At 71.6% G+C, this 16,342-nt stretch carries 15 protein-coding genes, 1 tRNA gene and 1 other RNA gene; 13 read left to right on the plus strand and 4 right to left on the minus strand.

The genetic code is table 11. The annotated features are described in order from the left end of the window. The 3 genes from D9R02_RS08595 to D9R02_RS08605 all read left to right on the plus strand — a co-directional run. Positions 1-775, plus strand: a 775-nt coding sequence (locus D9R02_RS08595) for a zinc ribbon domain-containing protein (RefSeq protein ID WP_259463934.1), incomplete at its 5' end; no start/stop codon positions are given. Positions 776-893: 118 nt separating this feature from the next. After that, an RNA gene (gene rnpB, locus D9R02_RS08600) (RNase P RNA component class A) lies at positions 894-1,272 on the plus strand. A 14-nt stretch (positions 1,273-1,286) separates the two neighbouring features. Continuing rightward, complete coding sequence (locus tag D9R02_RS08605) at positions 1,287-2,060, plus strand: YaaA family protein (RefSeq protein ID WP_121240599.1); 774 nt, start codon at positions 1,287-1,289, stop codon at positions 2,058-2,060. A 54-nt stretch (positions 2,061-2,114) separates the two neighbouring features. On the opposite strand, the gene def is transcribed toward D9R02_RS08605, so the two are convergent. Continuing rightward, positions 2,115-2,684 (minus strand): peptide deformylase, encoded by a 570-nt coding sequence (gene def / locus D9R02_RS08610; protein WP_121240601.1) that lies wholly within the window; start codon positions 2,682-2,684, stop codon positions 2,115-2,117. Between the two features lie 264 nt (positions 2,685-2,948). On the opposite strand from def, the gene D9R02_RS08615 reads away from it, so the two are divergent. The 8 genes from D9R02_RS08615 (at position 2,949) to D9R02_RS08650 (ending at position 11,241) form a co-directional block, all read left to right on the plus strand. Further along, entirely contained in the window at positions 2,949-4,028 is a 1,080-nt protein-coding gene (locus tag D9R02_RS08615; protein ID WP_121566745.1) for a glycosyltransferase family 1 protein, read from the plus strand. Then, positions 4,025-5,086 (plus strand): glycosyltransferase, encoded by a 1,062-nt coding sequence (locus D9R02_RS08620; RefSeq protein WP_070636474.1) that lies wholly within the window; start codon positions 4,025-4,027, stop codon positions 5,084-5,086. Before D9R02_RS08615 ends, D9R02_RS08620 begins: the two co-directional genes overlap by 4 nt. Then, the gene (locus tag D9R02_RS08625; RefSeq protein WP_070636472.1) at positions 5,083-6,135 is read left to right on the plus strand and encodes a glycosyltransferase; all 1,053 of its coding nucleotides are present in this window, start codon (positions 5,083-5,085) and stop codon (positions 6,133-6,135) included. The genes D9R02_RS08620 and D9R02_RS08625 overlap by 4 nt, the downstream gene beginning before the upstream one ends. Next, entirely contained in the window at positions 6,132-6,977 is an 846-nt protein-coding gene (locus D9R02_RS08630) for a glycosyltransferase family 2 protein (RefSeq protein ID WP_121566746.1), read from the plus strand. The genes D9R02_RS08625 and D9R02_RS08630 overlap by 4 nt, the downstream gene beginning before the upstream one ends. 21 nt (positions 6,978-6,998) lie before the next feature. Continuing rightward, positions 6,999-7,652, plus strand: coding sequence for a response regulator transcription factor (locus D9R02_RS08635; protein ID WP_121566747.1), 654 nt, complete (start codon positions 6,999-7,001; stop codon positions 7,650-7,652). A gap of 73 nt (positions 7,653-7,725) precedes the next feature. After that, entirely contained in the window at positions 7,726-8,634 is a 909-nt protein-coding gene (locus D9R02_RS08640) for an SDR family oxidoreductase (RefSeq protein WP_121566748.1), read from the plus strand. A gap of 111 nt (positions 8,635-8,745) precedes the next feature. Beyond that, positions 8,746-10,044 carry an APC family permease gene (locus tag D9R02_RS08645; RefSeq protein ID WP_183085974.1) on the plus strand — a complete coding sequence of 433 codons (1,299 nt, stop codon included), beginning with the start codon at positions 8,746-8,748 and terminating at the stop codon, positions 10,042-10,044. 12 nt (positions 10,045-10,056) lie between these two features. After that, the gene (locus tag D9R02_RS08650; RefSeq protein ID WP_070636461.1) at positions 10,057-11,241 is read left to right on the plus strand and encodes a zinc-dependent alcohol dehydrogenase; all 1,185 of its coding nucleotides are present in this window, start codon (positions 10,057-10,059) and stop codon (positions 11,239-11,241) included. A gap of 244 nt (positions 11,242-11,485) precedes the next feature. Here the strand turns inward: D9R02_RS08650 and D9R02_RS08655 are convergent. Next, positions 11,486-11,561: transfer RNA gene (locus D9R02_RS08655), tRNA-His, on the minus strand. Between the two features lie 106 nt (positions 11,562-11,667). Continuing rightward, on the minus strand, positions 11,668-12,291 hold the full coding sequence (orn, locus tag D9R02_RS08660; RefSeq protein WP_223246194.1) for an oligoribonuclease: 624 nt from the start codon (positions 12,289-12,291) through the stop codon (positions 11,668-11,670). 248 nt (positions 12,292-12,539) lie between these two features. On the opposite strand from orn, the gene mptB reads away from it, so the two are divergent. Further along, positions 12,540-14,108, plus strand: coding sequence for a polyprenol phosphomannose-dependent alpha 1,6 mannosyltransferase MptB (mptB, locus tag D9R02_RS08665; protein ID WP_083310892.1), 1,569 nt, complete (start codon positions 12,540-12,542; stop codon positions 14,106-14,108). Between the two features lie 96 nt (positions 14,109-14,204). On the opposite strand, the gene glnA is transcribed toward mptB, so the two are convergent. Beyond that, on the minus strand, positions 14,205-15,629 hold the full coding sequence (glnA, locus tag D9R02_RS08670) for a type I glutamate--ammonia ligase (protein WP_070636459.1): 1,425 nt from the start codon (positions 15,627-15,629) through the stop codon (positions 14,205-14,207). 227 nt (positions 15,630-15,856) lie between these two features. Between glnA and D9R02_RS08675 the strand changes: the two genes are divergently transcribed. After that, positions 15,857-16,303, plus strand: coding sequence for an RDD family protein (locus D9R02_RS08675; RefSeq protein WP_121566749.1), 447 nt, complete (start codon positions 15,857-15,859; stop codon positions 16,301-16,303). Positions 16,304-16,342: the final 39 nt, after the last annotated feature.

Below are 16,342 nucleotides of genomic sequence, written 5' to 3' on the forward strand. Positions count from 1 at the left end.
CCGCGGCACGACCGTCCCGGCCGCCGCACCCGGACCCCAGGAGAAGCCCATGCCCTCGTCCCGCTCCGCACTGCCCGCTCTCCTCGACCTCCAGTCGGTGGACTCCCAGATCCTGACCACGCTGAACCGGGCCAAGGCCCTGCAGAGCTCGGAGACCGTGGCCGGGCTCATGCGGCGCCGGTCGCAGGCCATCGCGGCGGCCCAGGAGCTGGACGCCACCCAGCGCCGGGCCCAGGACGCGGTGGAGAGCGCCGAAGCCGCGGTGTCCGCGATCCAGGCCAAGATCGACCGGGACACGCAGCGCCTCGGCGCGGGAGGCACCTCCAAGGACCTCATGGGCATCCAGCACCAGATCGACACGCTCACGGCCCAGCGCGCGGCCGCGGAGGAGGCGCAGCTCGCCGCGATGGACCACGCGGAGGAGGTCGCGGCGGACCGCGAGCGCAAGCTGCCCCTGCTGCGCGCGGCGGATTCCGAGGCCCGCGCGGCGGTGGTGGAGCGGGACGCGGAGCTCGCCACCCTGAAGGAGCAGCACGCCGCGCTGGGGGAGCAGCGTTCCCGGCTGGCCGCGGCCACGGACGCGGGCCTGCTCGCCCGTTACGACGCGCTGCGGACCGCGCGCGGGGGCGGCCGGATCGCCGTCGCCCGCTGGGAGCGCGGGACGTGCGGTGCGTGCGGCACCCGCTTGAGCCCCGCGGATGCCGCCGCGCTGGAGGCCACGCCGGAGTCCGTGATCCCCCAGTGCCCCGAGTGCTCGGCCATGCTCGTGCTCTGACGCGTGGGCCGGCCCGCGCCCGGGCCCCGGGGCGGCGTGAGCGGATCGCTGGCTCCGGCCGCGTCCGCCGGTCGGGGAGCGGCGGGGCGGCCTTCACGCGCGGTAGGATCGGGGCGGACAGGTGGGCCGGGCGACCGCGCGGCGTCGTCGTTCGCGACGGCGTCTCGAGGAAAGTCCGGGCTCCGCAGAGCAGGACGGTGGGTAACACCCACTCGGGGAAACCCGCAGGACAGTGCCACAGAAAACAGACCGCCCGCCACGAGCGGGTCAGGGTGAAAAGGTGGTGTAAGAGACCACCAGCGCGCCGGGTGACCGGTGCGGCTCGGTAAACCCCGTCCGGAGCAAGGCCATGCAGGGCGCGTTCGAGGGCTGCTCGCCCGAGCGTCCGGGTAGGCTGCTCGAGCCGTGCGGCAACGCACGGCCTAGATGGATGGTCGTCACCGCGGTGCGGGCAACCGGCCGCGGCACAGAACCCGGCTCACAGGCCCACCTGTCCACCTACACTCGTGGGGTGCTGATTCTGCTGCCGCCCTCCGAGTCGAAGACCGCGCCCACCGAGGGCGCCCCCCTGGACCTGGCCGCCCTCCACCTGCCCGCGCTGACACCGCACCGCGAGTGGCTGGTGCGGCGCCTCGCCGAGGTCAGCGGGGGAGAGGACGCGCTGCAGGTGCTGGGCGTCGGCCCGTCGCTGGCCGCCGACGTCGCCCGCAACCGGCAGCTGCGCACCGAACCCTCCGCGCCGGCCCTGGAGGTCTACACCGGGGTGCTCTACGACGCACTGGACGCCGCGAGCCTCTGGCCCAGGGCCCGCGAGGTGGCGGACTCCTCGCTGCTGGTGGTCTCTGCGCTGTGGGGTGCGGTGCGCCCCACCGACCGGATTCCGGCCTACCGGCTGTCCATGGGAACCGCGCTGCCGGACACGGGGAAGCTGAGCAGCTGGTGGAAGCCGCGCCTCGCACCGGTGCTGGACGAGCTCGCCGCGGACCAGGTGGTGGTGGACTGCCGCTCTGCCGCCTATGCAGCCGCGTGGAAGCCCCCGGCCCCCCGCACCGTCACGGTGCGGGTGGAGCAGGAGAAGGCGGACGGCACCCGCTCGGTCGTCTCGCACCACGCCAAGCACACGCGGGGGCTCGTGGCGCGGGCCCTGTGCGAGGTCCGCAGCGCCGGGGGTGCGCTGGACACGGTGCACCAGGTCCGGGACGCACTGGCCGAGCGCTGGCACGTGGAGCTGAAGGACCCGACGAGCCGCTCGGCGGGGGTGCTGACGGTGGTGCTGGCACACTGACCGCCCGTGCCGCGCCGGTGCGGGACGGTCGGCGGGGCGGCCGTGCGCGCGGTGTCAGTGGCCGAAGGGATCCTCGTCCACGCCGGGCAGCCACGTGGAGTCCGAGCCCCACTTCTCGCGGGCCACGGCCTTGCGGGCCCTGCGCGACCACTTGGGGTTGAGCCGGTCCACGTAGAGCTTGCCGTCCAGGTGGTCGTACTCGTGCTGCATCACCCGGGCGAACCAGCCGTTGGCCTCGAACGCCACGGGATCCCCGTTCTCGTCCTGGCCCGCGATGCGCACCCACTCCGCGCGCTTGAGCGGCCACGCCTGGCCGGGCACCGACAGGCAGCCCTCGGCCTCCTCGTCCGGGTCCGGCGCCACCTCGGAGATCTTCCCCGTGGTGAGCACCGGGTTGACCAGGGTCCCGCGCGGGGCCACCCCGTCCTCGTTCTCGAAGAGGTAGGTGAAGATCCGCAGCCCCACCCCGATCTGCGGGGCGGCAAGACCCACGCCGTGGGACGCGTCCATCGTCTCGTGCATGTCCGCGACCAGGGTGCGCAGGGCGTCGTCGAACTCCGTGACCCGGGCGGCGGGCCGGTGCAGCACGGGGTTGCCGGAGATCACAATCGGGTGGATGCTCATGCGGGGGTACCTCGGGATTCACGGGTCTACGGTGCGGCGCCCGGGCCGGGGCCCGGTGCTCGGCGGAGCCGCGTGCGGCGGCGCCCAGCCGGAGCACAATATATCGTGTCGGAACCGTCAGTAAGATGTGTATCCTCGCCGGAGTGCAGCGCGGGAGCCTGCACCGGGCGTTCTGCCTGTTCCGGTCCCGTCCGCTCCCGACCCGGCGTCCCGCCGGTGCCCATCCGTGGGCCCGGGCCCATGAACCGCAGGAGGTGCCACCGAGTGAGGGTCGCGTCACTACCCCACGGCCACGCGTACGTGCAGCACCTCAGCGATCCCGCCGGGGACCACGGTGTGACCCGCCTGCCGGATCCCGCTCCCGCACGAGCCGTGCCGGGCGCCGCGTGGTGGCCGCTGGTCATGCTCGACGAGTCCTGGATCCGTGCCCACTGCGAGGACTTCGACCTCTACCACCTGCACTTCGGCTTCGACCAGACCCCGCCCAGGACTCTGCAGCGCATCGTTGACACCCTCCACGGGCTCGGCAAGCCGTTCGTCTACACGGTCCACGACCTCCGCAACCCGCACCAGGTGGATCCCGCCGCCCAGGACGCCGCCCTGGACGTCCTGGTCCCCGCCGCGGACGGTCTGATCACGCTGACTCCCGGCGCCGCACGGACCGTCGAGCGGCGCTGGGGGCGTGAGGCCACGGTCATCCCGCACCCGCACGTCCTGCCGCTGGACCGGTGGCAGGCCCGTGGGCCCGTGGGACCGGTCCCCACCGTGGGGCTGAGCTTCAAGAGCATGCGCGCGAACATGAACCCTCTTCCTGTGGCCCGGCTGCTGCTGGAGCGCGCGGCCCGGGGTCAGATCCGGCTGGTGCTCGACGCGCACACGGACGTGGTCACACCCGGTGAGCGCCACCACGACCCCCGGGTGGCGCAGCTGCTGGACACGGCCCGCTCCACCCCGCACACCCGGGTGGACGTCCACGGGGTCTACACGGACGAGCAGCTGTGGGAGCACCTTCGTGGTCTGGACCTCTCGGTCCTCGCCTACCGCTTCGGCTCCCACTCCGGATGGCTGGAGCTGTGCCACGACCTCGGCACCAGGGTGCTCGCGCCGCACACGGGTTTCTACCACGAGCAGCATCCCGGGGTGCTCGGCTTCGACTGGGACCACAGTGGTCGACCGGACGAGGGTCAGATCGACGCCGCCCTCGCCTCCCTTCCCGGCAGCCCGCCGTGGCAGGCGTCCGCCGAGGAGCGCGCGGAGCAACGACGCCGGATTGCCGCCTCCCACACGGAGGTCTACCGGCGCGCGTCGGCCGCGCTCGGCCGGACGGGAGGGGATCCCGCATGAAGGTTGCCCTCCTGGCGCACGACCGCTTCCCCATCATCCCGCCGTTCTCCGGCGGGCTGGAGTCCTTCACGTGGCACCTGGCCCGCGGGCTGCGCGCGAGGGGCATCGACGTGGTGGTCTTCGCCGCGCCCGGTTCCGACCCACAGCTGGGCATCGAGGAGCTGGACGTGGAACCGCTCGTGCTCAGTGACGAGGCCCGCAACGACGTCTCCATGCCCCCCGAGGCCCAGGTACGGGAGACGTTCTCGTACCTGCAGGTCATGCGGGCGTTCGCGTCCCGGCCGGACATCGACGTGGTGCACAACAACTCCCTGCACTTCCTGCCCATCGTGATGTCCGCAGCCATCCCGCAGCCCTTGCTGACCACGCTCCACACCCCCGCCACGCCGTGGCTCGAACCCGCGCTGCGCCTGACGCCGGCCGCCCACACGGTGGCCGTGAGCGACTCCGTGGCGCAGCTGTGGAGCACGGTCACGCCCGCCCGGGTGATCCGCAACGGCGTGGACCCTCACGAGTGGCGCCCGGGTCCCGGCGGGGACGCGCTCGTGTGGTCCGGGCGGATCGTGCCCGAGAAGGCCCCCCACGTGGCCGCCCTGATCGCGATCAAGGCGGGGTGGCGGCTGCGCATCGCGGGTCCCGTGGCGGACCGGCAGTACTTCGAGACGCGGTTGAAGCCCCTGCTGGACGAGAACGTGACGTACGTCGGGCACCTGGACACGGACCAGCTTCGTGAGCTCGCGGGCCACAGTGCGGCGAGCCTCGTGACCCCGGCGTGGGAGGAGCCCTACGGGCTGGTGGCCGCCGAGGCCATGGCCTGCGGCACCCCCGTCCTCGCCGTGGCCCGCGGTGGTCTCAGCGAGATCGTGCGTTTTCCCGGCGGTCTCACGTCCCAGCCCGGTGCGAGCGAGGCGGAGACGGTGGCCGCAGCGGCCGCGATGCTGCCGCTCGTGGTGGGCATGGACCGGGCGCGCGTGCGGCGCTACGCGCTCCAGAACTGTTCCCTGGACGCCACGGTGGACGCCTATGCGCAGCTCTACCGGGAGCTGGTGCGCGCGTGATCGGCTACTACGTGCACCACCACGGCCTGGGGCACCGCAACCGGGCCACCCAGATCGCCCGTGAGCTGAGCGTTCCCGTGCTGGGCTTCAGCACGCTCGAGTGCCCGCAGGACTGGCCGGGGGAGTGGGTCCAGCTGCCGCCGGACACCACCGACCAGCCGGAGGACCCCACGGCCAACGGGGTGCTGCACTGGGCACCCCTGGGCCACCCCGGGCACCGCGAGCGGATGGGGCTGCTGGCCGACCGTCTCCGCGCCGACGTGGACCTCATGGTCACGGACACCTCCGCCGAGGTCACCCTGCTGGCCCGGCTCATGGGCGTTCCCACGGTCGTCATGGCCATGCGCGGCGACCGCACCGACCGCACGCACCGCGCGGCCTACGACGCCGCCACGGCCCTCGTCGCGCCGTGGTCCGCCGAGACTGCCGAGCCGTACTGGCCCGAGGAGTGGAACCGCAAGACCACGTTCACCGGAGCCATCTCCCGCTTCGACGCTCCCGTGCGGGATGCCGCCGGGGCGGGGAGGCACCCGCTGCAACCCGCCACGACCGCCACCGGAACCGACGCCGCCGCGCCGCCGAGCGGCGTCGTGCACCGAGGGAGCGTGCTGGTCGTGTGGGGCCGTGGCGGGACCGTGGTGGGGGACGAGGAGATCGCCGCGGCCCGCGCCGCGACGCCCGGCTGGCGCTGGACCGTCCGCACCCCGGACGCACCCTCCCCTGACCTGTGGCGTGAGCTCCACGAGGCCACCGTGGTGGTGACGCACGGTGGCAACAACGCCGTGGCCGAGCTCTCCGCCGCGCGTGTCCCCGCCGTGGTGGTGGCCCAGCCGAGACCGCACGACGAGCAGCTGGCCACGGCCGCGGCCCTGGACCGCGCCGGGATCTGCGTGGGCCTCGAGCACTGGCCGTCACCCGCCGACTGGCCCGTGCTCCTGGAACGCGCCCTCACCCTGGGTGGGCAGCGGTGGGACGTGTGGCGCCACGGCGACGGTGCCCACCGGGCCGCGGCGGCCCTGGAGGCCCTGCTGCGAGGGGAGAGGCCATGAGCACGGCCGTGGTGACGATCGCCAGCGGGCGGCACACCCACCTGCGGCGGCAGCGGGAGTGGCTCGCGGTGCAGAGCGAGGCCCCGCTGGTGCACGTGGTGGTGAGCATGGGGGACCCGCAGATCGGCGGGGTGGTGCGGCTGCGCGCGGACCTTTCGAGCGACGTCGTGGAGCTGGAGCCGTGCGACGAGCTGCCCCTGGCCGCGGCCCGCAACGCCGGTGTGCAGCGGGCCGCGCAGCTCGGCGCGGACTCCGTGGTGCTGCTGGACGTGGACTGCCTGCCGCACCGGGACCTCGTGCGCGACTACTCGCGCGCGCTGCGCGAGCTGGGCGGGAAGCACGCGGTGGTGAGCGGGCGGGTGCAGTACCTGCCGGAGGGGATGACCGACGCGGACCACACGCCCGAGGTCGCGGCCCGGCTCGGGCGCGACCACGCCGCACGCGTGCTGCCCCCGCCCGGGGAGCTCGTGGCCGCCGACCCCCGTATGCTGTGGTCGCTGTCCATGGCCTGCACCGTGGCCACGTGGGACGCCGCCGGGGGATTCGACGAGCGCTACGTGGGCTACGGCGGCGAGGACACGGACTTCGGCCAGCGGATCGCCGCAGTCGGCGGGGGACTGTGGTGGCTGGGTGGCGCAGCGGCCTACCACCAGCACCACCCGTCGCAGTCACCCCCGGTGCAGCACGCGAGGGCGATCGCGCGCAACGCGAACATCTTCCGCGGGACGTGGGGCTTCGACCCCATGGAAGGGTGGCTGCACGAGCTGGAGCGGCTGGGGCACCTGCGCCGCGAGGGGAATGAATGGTCTGCGGTCGAACAATGTTCGACCAATGATGCGTGAGCTTACTATTATGCTCGTCGGGTGACAGACGCACGCTCGGAGATCTCGCTCGCCCTCATCAACGACTACCCCGTGATCGTCGAAGGACTCGGGCGCATGCTGCAGGACCACCCCCGCCTGAGGGTCGTGGAACGCAATTTGGAGGGACTGCCCGACGGCGGTGCGGACCTCGTGCTCTACGACGCGTTCGCCGCCACGGAACGCGGCACCGCGGAGGTGACCCGTCTGATCGCGGAACCGCGCTTCCGCAAGGTGGTCATGTACACGTGGAACGTGAGTGCGGACCGGGTGTCCGAGGCCATGGGCATGGGGATCGACGGATTTCTCTCCAAGGAGCTCAGTGCCGCGGACCTGGCCGAGGCCCTGGTGCGGGTGCACGAGGGTCAGCGCGTGGTGTCCCCGGAACCCGTTCGGGAGGACATCGCCCTGCCGGACTGGCCGGGCCGCCCCGAGGGTCTCTCCGCGCGGGAGGCGGAGGTGGTGGGGCTCATCACCCAGGGGTTCACCAACGACCAGATTGCGCGCAACTGCTTCCTGAGCATCAACTCCGTGAAGTCCTACATCCGTTCCGCGTACCGCAAGATGGGCGTGGAACGCCGCAGCCAGGCCGTGCTCTGGGGTGTGCAGCACGGGATGGACCCCCGCGACCAGCCGGGGCGCACTCCCGGCGTGTGAGCATTCCCGTCCCGGTGATGGCCACCCCGTCAGGTGGGTGACGGCCCGGGGCCCTGCGGTGCACAATGGGGGCATGACCGAAGACAAGTTCGCAGCAGACCACAAAGCCCAGCAGCTCGCCGGCGAGGACGGCGGCTTCCCCGAGCAGGAGCAGACCCCTCCCGGGCTGTCCACGGACATGACGCCGTTCCCGGACCACGGCGAGCAGAACTGGGTGGGCCGCGGTCGGCTCGAGGGCCTCAAGGCCCTCGTGACGGGCGGCGACTCCGGGATCGGCCGTGCGGTGGCCATCGCCTTCGCCCGTGAGGGTGCGGACGTGGCCATCAACTACCTGCCCGAGGAGCAGTCCGACGCCGAGGACACCCAGCAGTGGATCGAGAAGGCCGGCCGCAAGGCGGTCCTGCTCCCCGCGGACCTGCGCGAGGAGTCCCAGGCGCGCGGCGTCGTGGACCAGGCCGCCGAGCAGCTCGGCGGACTGGACATCCTGGTCAACAACGCGGGCTTCCAGTGGGCGCGCCGGGACGGCGGCCTGCAGGGACTGAAGACCGAGGAGATGGACCGGGTCTTCAAGACCAACCTGTACGCCCTGTTCTGGGTGTCCCAGCAGGCGCTGTCGTACCTCAAGGAGGGCTCGTCCATCATCAACGTGAGCTCCATCCAGGCCTACGACCCCTCCGAGAACCTGATCGACTACGCCTCCACCAAGGCCGCGATCAACAACTTCACGGTCAACCTGGCCAGTGAGCTGGGGGAGAAGGGCATCCGCGTCAACGCCGTGGCCCCCGGGCCCATCTGGACGCCGCTGCAACCCGCCACCAAGGCGGGTGAGGCCATGCCGGCCTTCGGCGGCGACACCCCGCTGGGCCGGGCAGGCCAGCCGTCGGAGATGGCGGGCGCCTTCGTGTTCCTGGCCAGCCCCGCCGAGGCCTCCTACGTCTCCGGCACGGTGATCGGTGTGACCGGCGGCAAGCCGGTCTTCTGATCCTCCGCGGAGGGCAGTGGAGCAGTGGGTGCAGCGGCGTGGTCGCTGCACCCGCTGCCGTGTCCGGACCCCGTTGACCCAGAGACAGAGCCCGATGCTCAGGGAGACTCCGTGACCACTCAGCCCACCATGCAGCGCCGCCTGGGACTCGGCGACGCCGTGGCCATCGGCCTCGGGTCGATGATCGGCGCGGGCATCTTCGCCGTGTTCGCGCCCGCGGCCCGGACGGCCGGCACCTGGTTGCCGCTCGCCCTGCTGCTCGCGGGGCTCGTGGCGCTGTGCAACGCGCTGTCCTCCGCCCAGCTGGCCGCGCAGTACCCCGTGGCGGGCGGGAGCTACGTCTACGGCCGGGAGCGCCTGGGGCCCTGGCCGGGATTCTTCGCGGGGTGGTGCTTCATCACCGGCAAGACCGCCAGCTGCGCGGCCATGGCCATGACGTTCGCGGCCTACGCCGTCCCCGGTCCGTGGGAGCGGCTCGTCGCCGCGGCGGCCGTGGTCGCCCTCGTGACCGTCAACTGCCTGGGGGTCAGCCGCACCGCACGCGCCACCAAGATCCTGGTGGCTGTGGTTCTCGCCGTCCTGGCGCTCGTGGCGCTGGCCGGAGTGCAGTCCGGAGTCTCCGCAGGAGTCGCACCCTTTTCCTCGGCCCCGCCCGCGGGTGCCTACGGGGTGCTGCAGGCCGCGGGGCTGCTCTTCTTCGCGTTCGCCGGGTACGCGCGGATCGCCACCATGGGCGAGGAGGTCCGCGATCCCGCCCGCACGATCCCCCGCGCCATCGTCATCGCCCTGAGCGGCGCTCTCGTGGTCTACGGCGTCCTCGCCATGCTGTCGCTCGCGGTCCTCGGACCCGACGCGCTCGCCGCCTCCACGACGCCGCTCGCGGACCTCGCCGCGGTCGGCGGCTGGGACTGGACGGCCCCGGTGGTGCGCCTGGGCGCAGCCGCCGCGACCCTGGGTGCCCTGCTGGCGGGGATCACGGGCATTGCCCGCACGTCCCTGGCGATGGCGCGCACGGGGGACCTGCCCCGGCCCCTCGCCGTGCTGGACGCGCACCACGGGGTGCCGCGCCGGGCGGAGATCGCCCTCGGCGCGGTGGTCGTGCTGCTGGTCGTGACGGGGGACGTCCGCGACGTCATCGGCTTCTCGTCCTTCGGCGTGCTGCTGTACTACCTCGTGGCGAACCTCAGCGCGTTCACCCAGACCGGTGAGCACCGCCGGTATCCGCGGGCCGTGTCCGTGCTGGGGGCTTCCCTGTGCGTCCTGCTGGTGGCCACCCTGCCGTTGACCTCCGCGCTCGCGGGCGTGCTGGTGCTGTGTGCGGGAGTGCTGTGGCGGGTGCTGCGGCTGCACCGCACGGCTCCCCGGTCAACGGGCCCCCGCAGGGGTGGTGACGGGGAGCCTCGTCGGTGATTGACTGGGGGCATGCGTGCACTGACATGGCAAGGACTCGGCGACGTCCGGGTTGAGAACGTTCCCGATCCCGTGCTGCAGGACCCCACGGACGCGATCGTCCGGGTGACCTCCACGGCCATCTGCGGCTCGGACCTGCACCTCTACGGGGTGCTGGGCCCGTACATGCACAAGAACGACGTGCTGGGCCACGAGTTCATGGGCGTCGTGGAGGAAGTGGGCTCCGAGGTCTCCTCCCTGAAACCGGGAGACCGGGTGGTCGTCCCCTTCGTGATCGCGTGCGGGCACTGCTGGATGTGCGACCGCGGGCTCTTCGCGGCGTGCGAGACCACGCAGATGCGTGAGATGGGCACAGGGGCGGCCCTGTTCGGGTTCTCCTCGCTCTATGGCGCCGTGCCCGGTGGCCAGGCCGAGATGGTCCGGGTGCCCCACGCGGACTTCGGCCCGGTGAAGCTCCCCCAGGACTTCGACGACGAGCGCTTCCTCTACCTCAGCGACATCCTGCCCACCGCGTGGCAGGGCGTGAAGTACGCGAACGTGGGGGAGCAGGACACCCTGGCGGTGCTGGGACTCGGCCCCGTGGGCCAGCTGGCGGTGCGCTCCGCCAAGCTGCAGGGCGTGCAGCGCGTCATCGCGGTGGACCTCGTGGACGAGCGCCTGGCCGCGGCCAAGAGCTGGGGGGTGGAGACGGTGGACCTGCGCGAGGTGGACGACGTCTCCGAGACGCTGCGCGAGATGACCGACGGGCGCGGTCCGGACGGCGTCCTGGACGCGGTGGGCATGGAGGCCCACGGCAACCCGGTGGCGGAGAAGATCGTCGCGGGTGCGGCCCGGTTGCCCAAGGCCCTGGGTCGAAAGACCATCGAGACGGTGGGGATCGACCGCCTGGACGCCCTGCACACCGCGATCCACAGCGTGCGCCGCGCGGGCACGGTGTCCCTCTCCGGTGTCTACGGCGGGATGGCCGACCCCATGCCCATGATGGAGATGTTCGACAAGGGCATCACCATGCGCATGGGCCAGTGCCACGTCCGTCACTGGACGGACGAGCTGCTGGAGATCGCCAGCCGCCCGGAGGACGTCCTGGGGCTGGAGTCCCTGGCGACCCACCACGTGTCCCTGGACGACGCCCCTGAGGCGTACAAGATGTTCCAGGAGAAGAAGGACGGCTGCCTCAAGGTGGTTCTCAAGCCGTAGGGCCTGGTGCGAACGGCGGCCGGTCGCTTCCCCCGCGGGGCGGCCGGCCGCCGTCGTGCTGTCCTGAGGGGATCCGCACGGGACTGCACCGGGAAGCGGGGTGCATAAAGCCGGGCCCCGCGTACCGGGCCGGTGGTTCGTGGCGGCACACGAGTCCGGTCTCGGGGGAGGGCTGGTCCCGAGGGGCACCGACCCGGACACGAAGAACGCGGCATCCGCACCGGATGCCGCGTTCTTCGGGTGATGGGGTGAGCGACGGGGGTTGAACCCGCGACCTCCTGGACCACAACCAGGCGCTCTGCCGACTGAGCTACGCCCACCATGAAACCCGTTGCGGAAAGCTTTGCGTCCCTCCGGGCAACGACGACCACTATAGCGCACGTTCGGCCGCATTCCCGCATCGGGCCGCCGGCCGCGCGGGCGGGGTCAGTGGCCCGAACGGGTGGGGGAGGCCTGGATCAGCGCGGCGACCCTGCGGGCGTCGTCGGACGTGGGCCCCGGGTCCCCGGGGAACAGGATGTGGCGGTAGTAGCGCAGCTCGTCGATCGAGTCCTCGATGTCTCCCAGCGCGCGGTGGTTGCCGGTCTTCTCCGGTGCCTGGAAGTAGGCCCGCGGGTACCAGCGGCGGGCAAGCTCCTTGATCGTGGAGACGTCGATGATCCGGTAGTGCAGGTGGTCCACGAGCTCGGGCATGTCCCGGCTCAGGAACGTCTTGTCGGTGCCCACGGAGTTGCCGCCCAGGGGGGCCTTGCCCGCCTCGGGAACCCACTCGCGGATGTAGTCCAGCACCATGGCCTGGGCCTGTGCCATGTCCGTGCCCTTCTCCAGCTCGGGGAGCAGCCCGGACTTCTCGTGCATGGTGCGCACGAAGTCGTTCATCTGCTCCAGCGCCTGCTGCGGCGGCTTGATCACCACGTCCACGCCGCTGCCGAGCACGTTCAGCTCGTCGTCGGTCACGAGCGCTGCCACTTCGATCAACGCGTCATCGGACAGGGACAACCCCGTCATCTCGCAGTCGATCCACACGATTCTCCGGTTTCCAGTCGTCACGCCGTCCAATCTATCGCGCCGCGCGCCCCCTCCCGCGCCCGCGGCCGGATGCCGCCCCGCGTCTCGGCGCGAGGCCGCCCCGGGGTTCCGCCACGACGGCGCCCACCGGTCGGGCACGACGCCGCCCGGGCCCGGTACCGACGCCGCGCGGTAGGATCGGCCCCGACGTCTCCGCCGGGCACCCGCACAGGAGACACCCGCCGGAGCATTCGTCCACGCCCGGCACGCACTCGACCGGGAGGAGCGCCGTGCGCCTCACGTCCACGACGGACCGCCACGCCACGAGGCCCCCGGGAACGGGTGCGCCGCGAGCGGAACGGGACGCGGCGACGTCGTCCTCCCTGCGCCGGACGGTGCTCATGGGCACGCTGGGCTCGGTGATGCTGTTCCTCGGGTCTCTGGGCGTCGGGTGGCTGGCCAGTGTGTCCGGGCTCCGGCGCAATCTCCTGGTCATGTGGATGCGGTTCGAGACCCTGGGTGTCGTCGTGTCCGTGGTGCTGCTGGCCCTGGGGGCCATGCTCCTGGTGCGGCAGTGGCTGCGGCTGGGGCAGAAGCTGCACCCGTGGGGCCCGCAGAGTGCACGGTGGGTGTTGATCGCGATCGCCGCGTGGGCGGGGCCCATGCTCGTGAGCATCCCGCTGTTCAGCCGGGACGTCTACTCGTACATCGGGCAGGGGCGGGTCATGGCCAACGGACTGAACCCGTACGAGTCCGGGGTCTCGTCCATCGACAACTTCTTCCAGCTCGGCGCGGACCAGCTGTGGGCCGAGTCCCCGCCGCCCTACGGGCCCGTCTTCCTGTGGATCGAGCAGCTGGTGGTCACGCTGTCGGGCGGCAACCCCGACGTGGCGGTGCTGCTGTTCCGAGCCCTGTGCGTGGTCTCCGTGATCGCGTGCATGTGGGTGATCCCGCGCCTGGCCCGGCTGCACGGGGTCAACCCCCGCCGCGCGCTGTGGCTCTCGGTGGCCAATCCGCTGTTCCTCACCAACTTCGTGATCGCCGCGCACAACGACGCCATCATGCTCGCGCTCGCCCTGCTGGGAACCTACGCGGCGGCCGTGCAGCGCAACTGGAAGGGTGGGCTGATCGGCACCACCCTCGTGACCCTCTCGGTGGCCATCAAACCCATCACCCTGGTGTTCCTGCCCTTCGTGGGCCTGCTGTGGGCGGGCAGGAACGCCGGCTGGCCCCGCAAGTTCGTGGTGTGGGCCCTCACGCTGGCCTACTCCGTGGTGCTGCTCGCCGTCATGGGACTGGTCAGCGGCTTCGGCTTCGGGTGGGTCTCCGCGGTGTCCACCCCGGGCACGGTGTACATCTGGTACGCGCCCTTCGGGCTGCTGGGGCTCTTCGCGCAGCTCGTGGGGGACTCGTGGGGCCTCGACGGCTCCGCGTGGATGGAGGCCGTGCACACCCTGGGCACGGTGGTCGCGGCGGGCGTGGCGATCGCGCTGATGTTCGTGGGGCGCGATGCCACCATCATGCGCCGGCTCGCGTGGTCCATGGCGGGCTTCGTGCTGCTCGCCCCGATCATCCAGGCCTGGTACGTGGTGTGGCTGATCCCCTTGTTCGCCATCACCGGGATCCGCCCCGACTGGCAGACGGACGTGCTGTTCTTTGTCACGGGGTTCTTCTCGGTCTACGCCGTGGCGGACCAGCTGGACATCTTCCCCTACCTGGACCTCAGCCTCATCGCGGCCCGCGTGATCGCCGCGCTGCTCGCGCTGACCTACGGGATCTACCTCTGGGCCCTGGACCCGGCCACGCGCCGCATCCGCCGCCACGGGCCGGCACCGGGGCGGCGACCCGTGGTGCTCTAGACCCGGGTGCTCCAGACCCGGTGCCGCGAACCCGTGCACGGACCAGCGGCCCCGTTCCACAGGGAAGGGGGCCGCCGGTCTGTCAGTGGCTGCAGCTCACACGCCGTAGTAGAGCTGGAACTCCAGGGGGTGGGGGACCAGCGAGAGCGGCTTGAGCTCGAACTCGCGCTTGTACTCGATCCAGGACTCGATCAGGTCCTCGGTGAACACGTCACCGGCGAGCAGGAACTCGTGGTCCTCCTCCAGGGCCTTCAGGGCCTCCTCGAGCGAGGTGGGGGCCTTCTTGATGTCCTTGGCCTCCTCCGGGGGCAGCTCGTAGAGGTCCTTGTCCACCGGGTCCGCGGGCTCGATCCGGTTGCGGATGCCGTCCAGGCCCGCCATCAGCTGTGCGGCGAACGCGAGGTACGGGTTGCAGGAGGGGTCCGGGGCGCGGAACTCCAGGCGCTTGGCCTTGGGGTTGGTGCCCGTGATGGGGATGCGGATGCCCGCGGAGCGGTTGCCCTGCGAGTAGACCATGTTCACGGGGGCCTCGTAGCCCTTGACCAGGCGGCGGTAGGAGTTGACCGTGGGGTTGGTGAACGCCAGCACGGCGGAGGAGTGCTCCAGCAGACCGCCGATGTACCAGCGGGCCACGTCCGAGAGACCGGCATAGCCCTTCTCGTCGTAGAACAGCGGCTCGCCGCCCTTCCACAGGGACTGGTGGCAGTGCATGCCGGAGCCGTTGTCGTCGTACACGGGCTTGGGCATGAAGGTGACGGACTTGCCGTAGGCATCCGCGGTGTTCTTGATGACGTACTTGAACTTCAGCAGGTCGTCGGCCGCGGCGGTCAGGGTGGAGAATTTGTAGTTGATCTCCGCCTGGCCGGAGGCGCCCACCTCGTGGTGGGAGCGCTCGACCTCGAGACCCACCTCGTCCAGGGCCACGCACATGGCGTCACGCAGGTCCGCCTGCTTGTCCACGGGGGACACGGGGAAGTAGCCGCCCTTGAGGGCGGTCTTGTTGGCCAGGTTGCCACCCTCCTCCTTGCGGCCGCTGTTCCACGGGGCCTCCTCGGAGTCCAGCTTGTAGAAGGTGGACTCCGGGCGGACCTGGAAGCGGGCGTCGTCGAACACGAAGAACTCGGCCTCGGACGCGAAGTTGGCGGTGTCCGCGATGCCCGTGGAGGCCAGGTAGGCCTCGGCGCGCTCGGCCACACCGCGGGGGTCGCGGTGGTAGGGCTCACCGGTGCGGGGGTTCACGATCGAGCACGTGACCACCAGGGTCTTCTCCACGCGGAAGGGATCCACGAAGGCCGACTGGGGGTCGGGGATCAGCTGCATGTCGGACTCGGCGATGCCCTGGAAGCCGCGGATCGAGGACCCGTCGAAGAGCTGGCCGTCCGTGAAGAAATCCTCGTCCACCGCCTTGGCCGGCAGGTTGAAGTGCTGCTGCACCCCGGGCATGTCCGTGAAGCGGAGGTCGACGAACACGACCTCCTCGTCCTTGAGGAATGCCAGAACTTCTTCGGCTGATTGGAACATGGACCTGTTCTCCTTGTCTGTGGGCGTCCGATCGACGCCGCGGCGGACCCTGACGGGGACCGCGGCCGTTCGGTTCTGGTGTCCAGCGTAGGAACCTGGCGTTGCCCACCCGTGACGCGCGTGTTTCGCGCGTGTAACAGCCCCGGGAGGGCGGCCGACCGGTCAGTACGGGTCCCAGTCTAGCGAGGCTGCACGGGGTCACCGGGCGCGGCGGATAGGCTGGAACCATGATTTCTCGCCAGGACATGGGCTCGTGGCTCGACGGCGCCCCCGGCTCGGGCAGCCCCTATCCGGGCCGTCGGCTCGGTCGCCCCCCGGAGGGCCCGGCCTCGGTCGCACGCTTTGCGCCCCGGGTGGTGGCGCTCGTGCTGGACTGGCTCATCTCGCTGGCCATCGCGGGTCTGTTCCTCGCGCAGTGGAACGGTGCCGGGCTCATGAACCTGCTGGTGTTCTTTGTGCTGAGCGCGCTGATGGTCGGGTTCTTCGGGCGTTCCCCGGGCCACTGGATCATGGGTCTGCAGGTGCAGACGATGAACGGCCGCCCCGCCGGTTTCGGCAGAGCGGCCGTTCGGTCCCTCTTGATCTGTCTGGTGGTCCCGCCGCTCGTGGTGGACGAGGACCACCGCGGGCTGCACGACCGCGCCGTGGGCACCGTGCTGGTGCGCGTGCGCTGACTCAGCGGCCGCGCATGGACTTCCGGTCCGGGCGGGCGC

The organism is Kocuria rhizophila (genome assembly GCF_003667225.1).
GTDB lineage: Bacteria > Actinomycetota > Actinomycetes > Actinomycetales > Micrococcaceae > Kocuria > Kocuria rhizophila.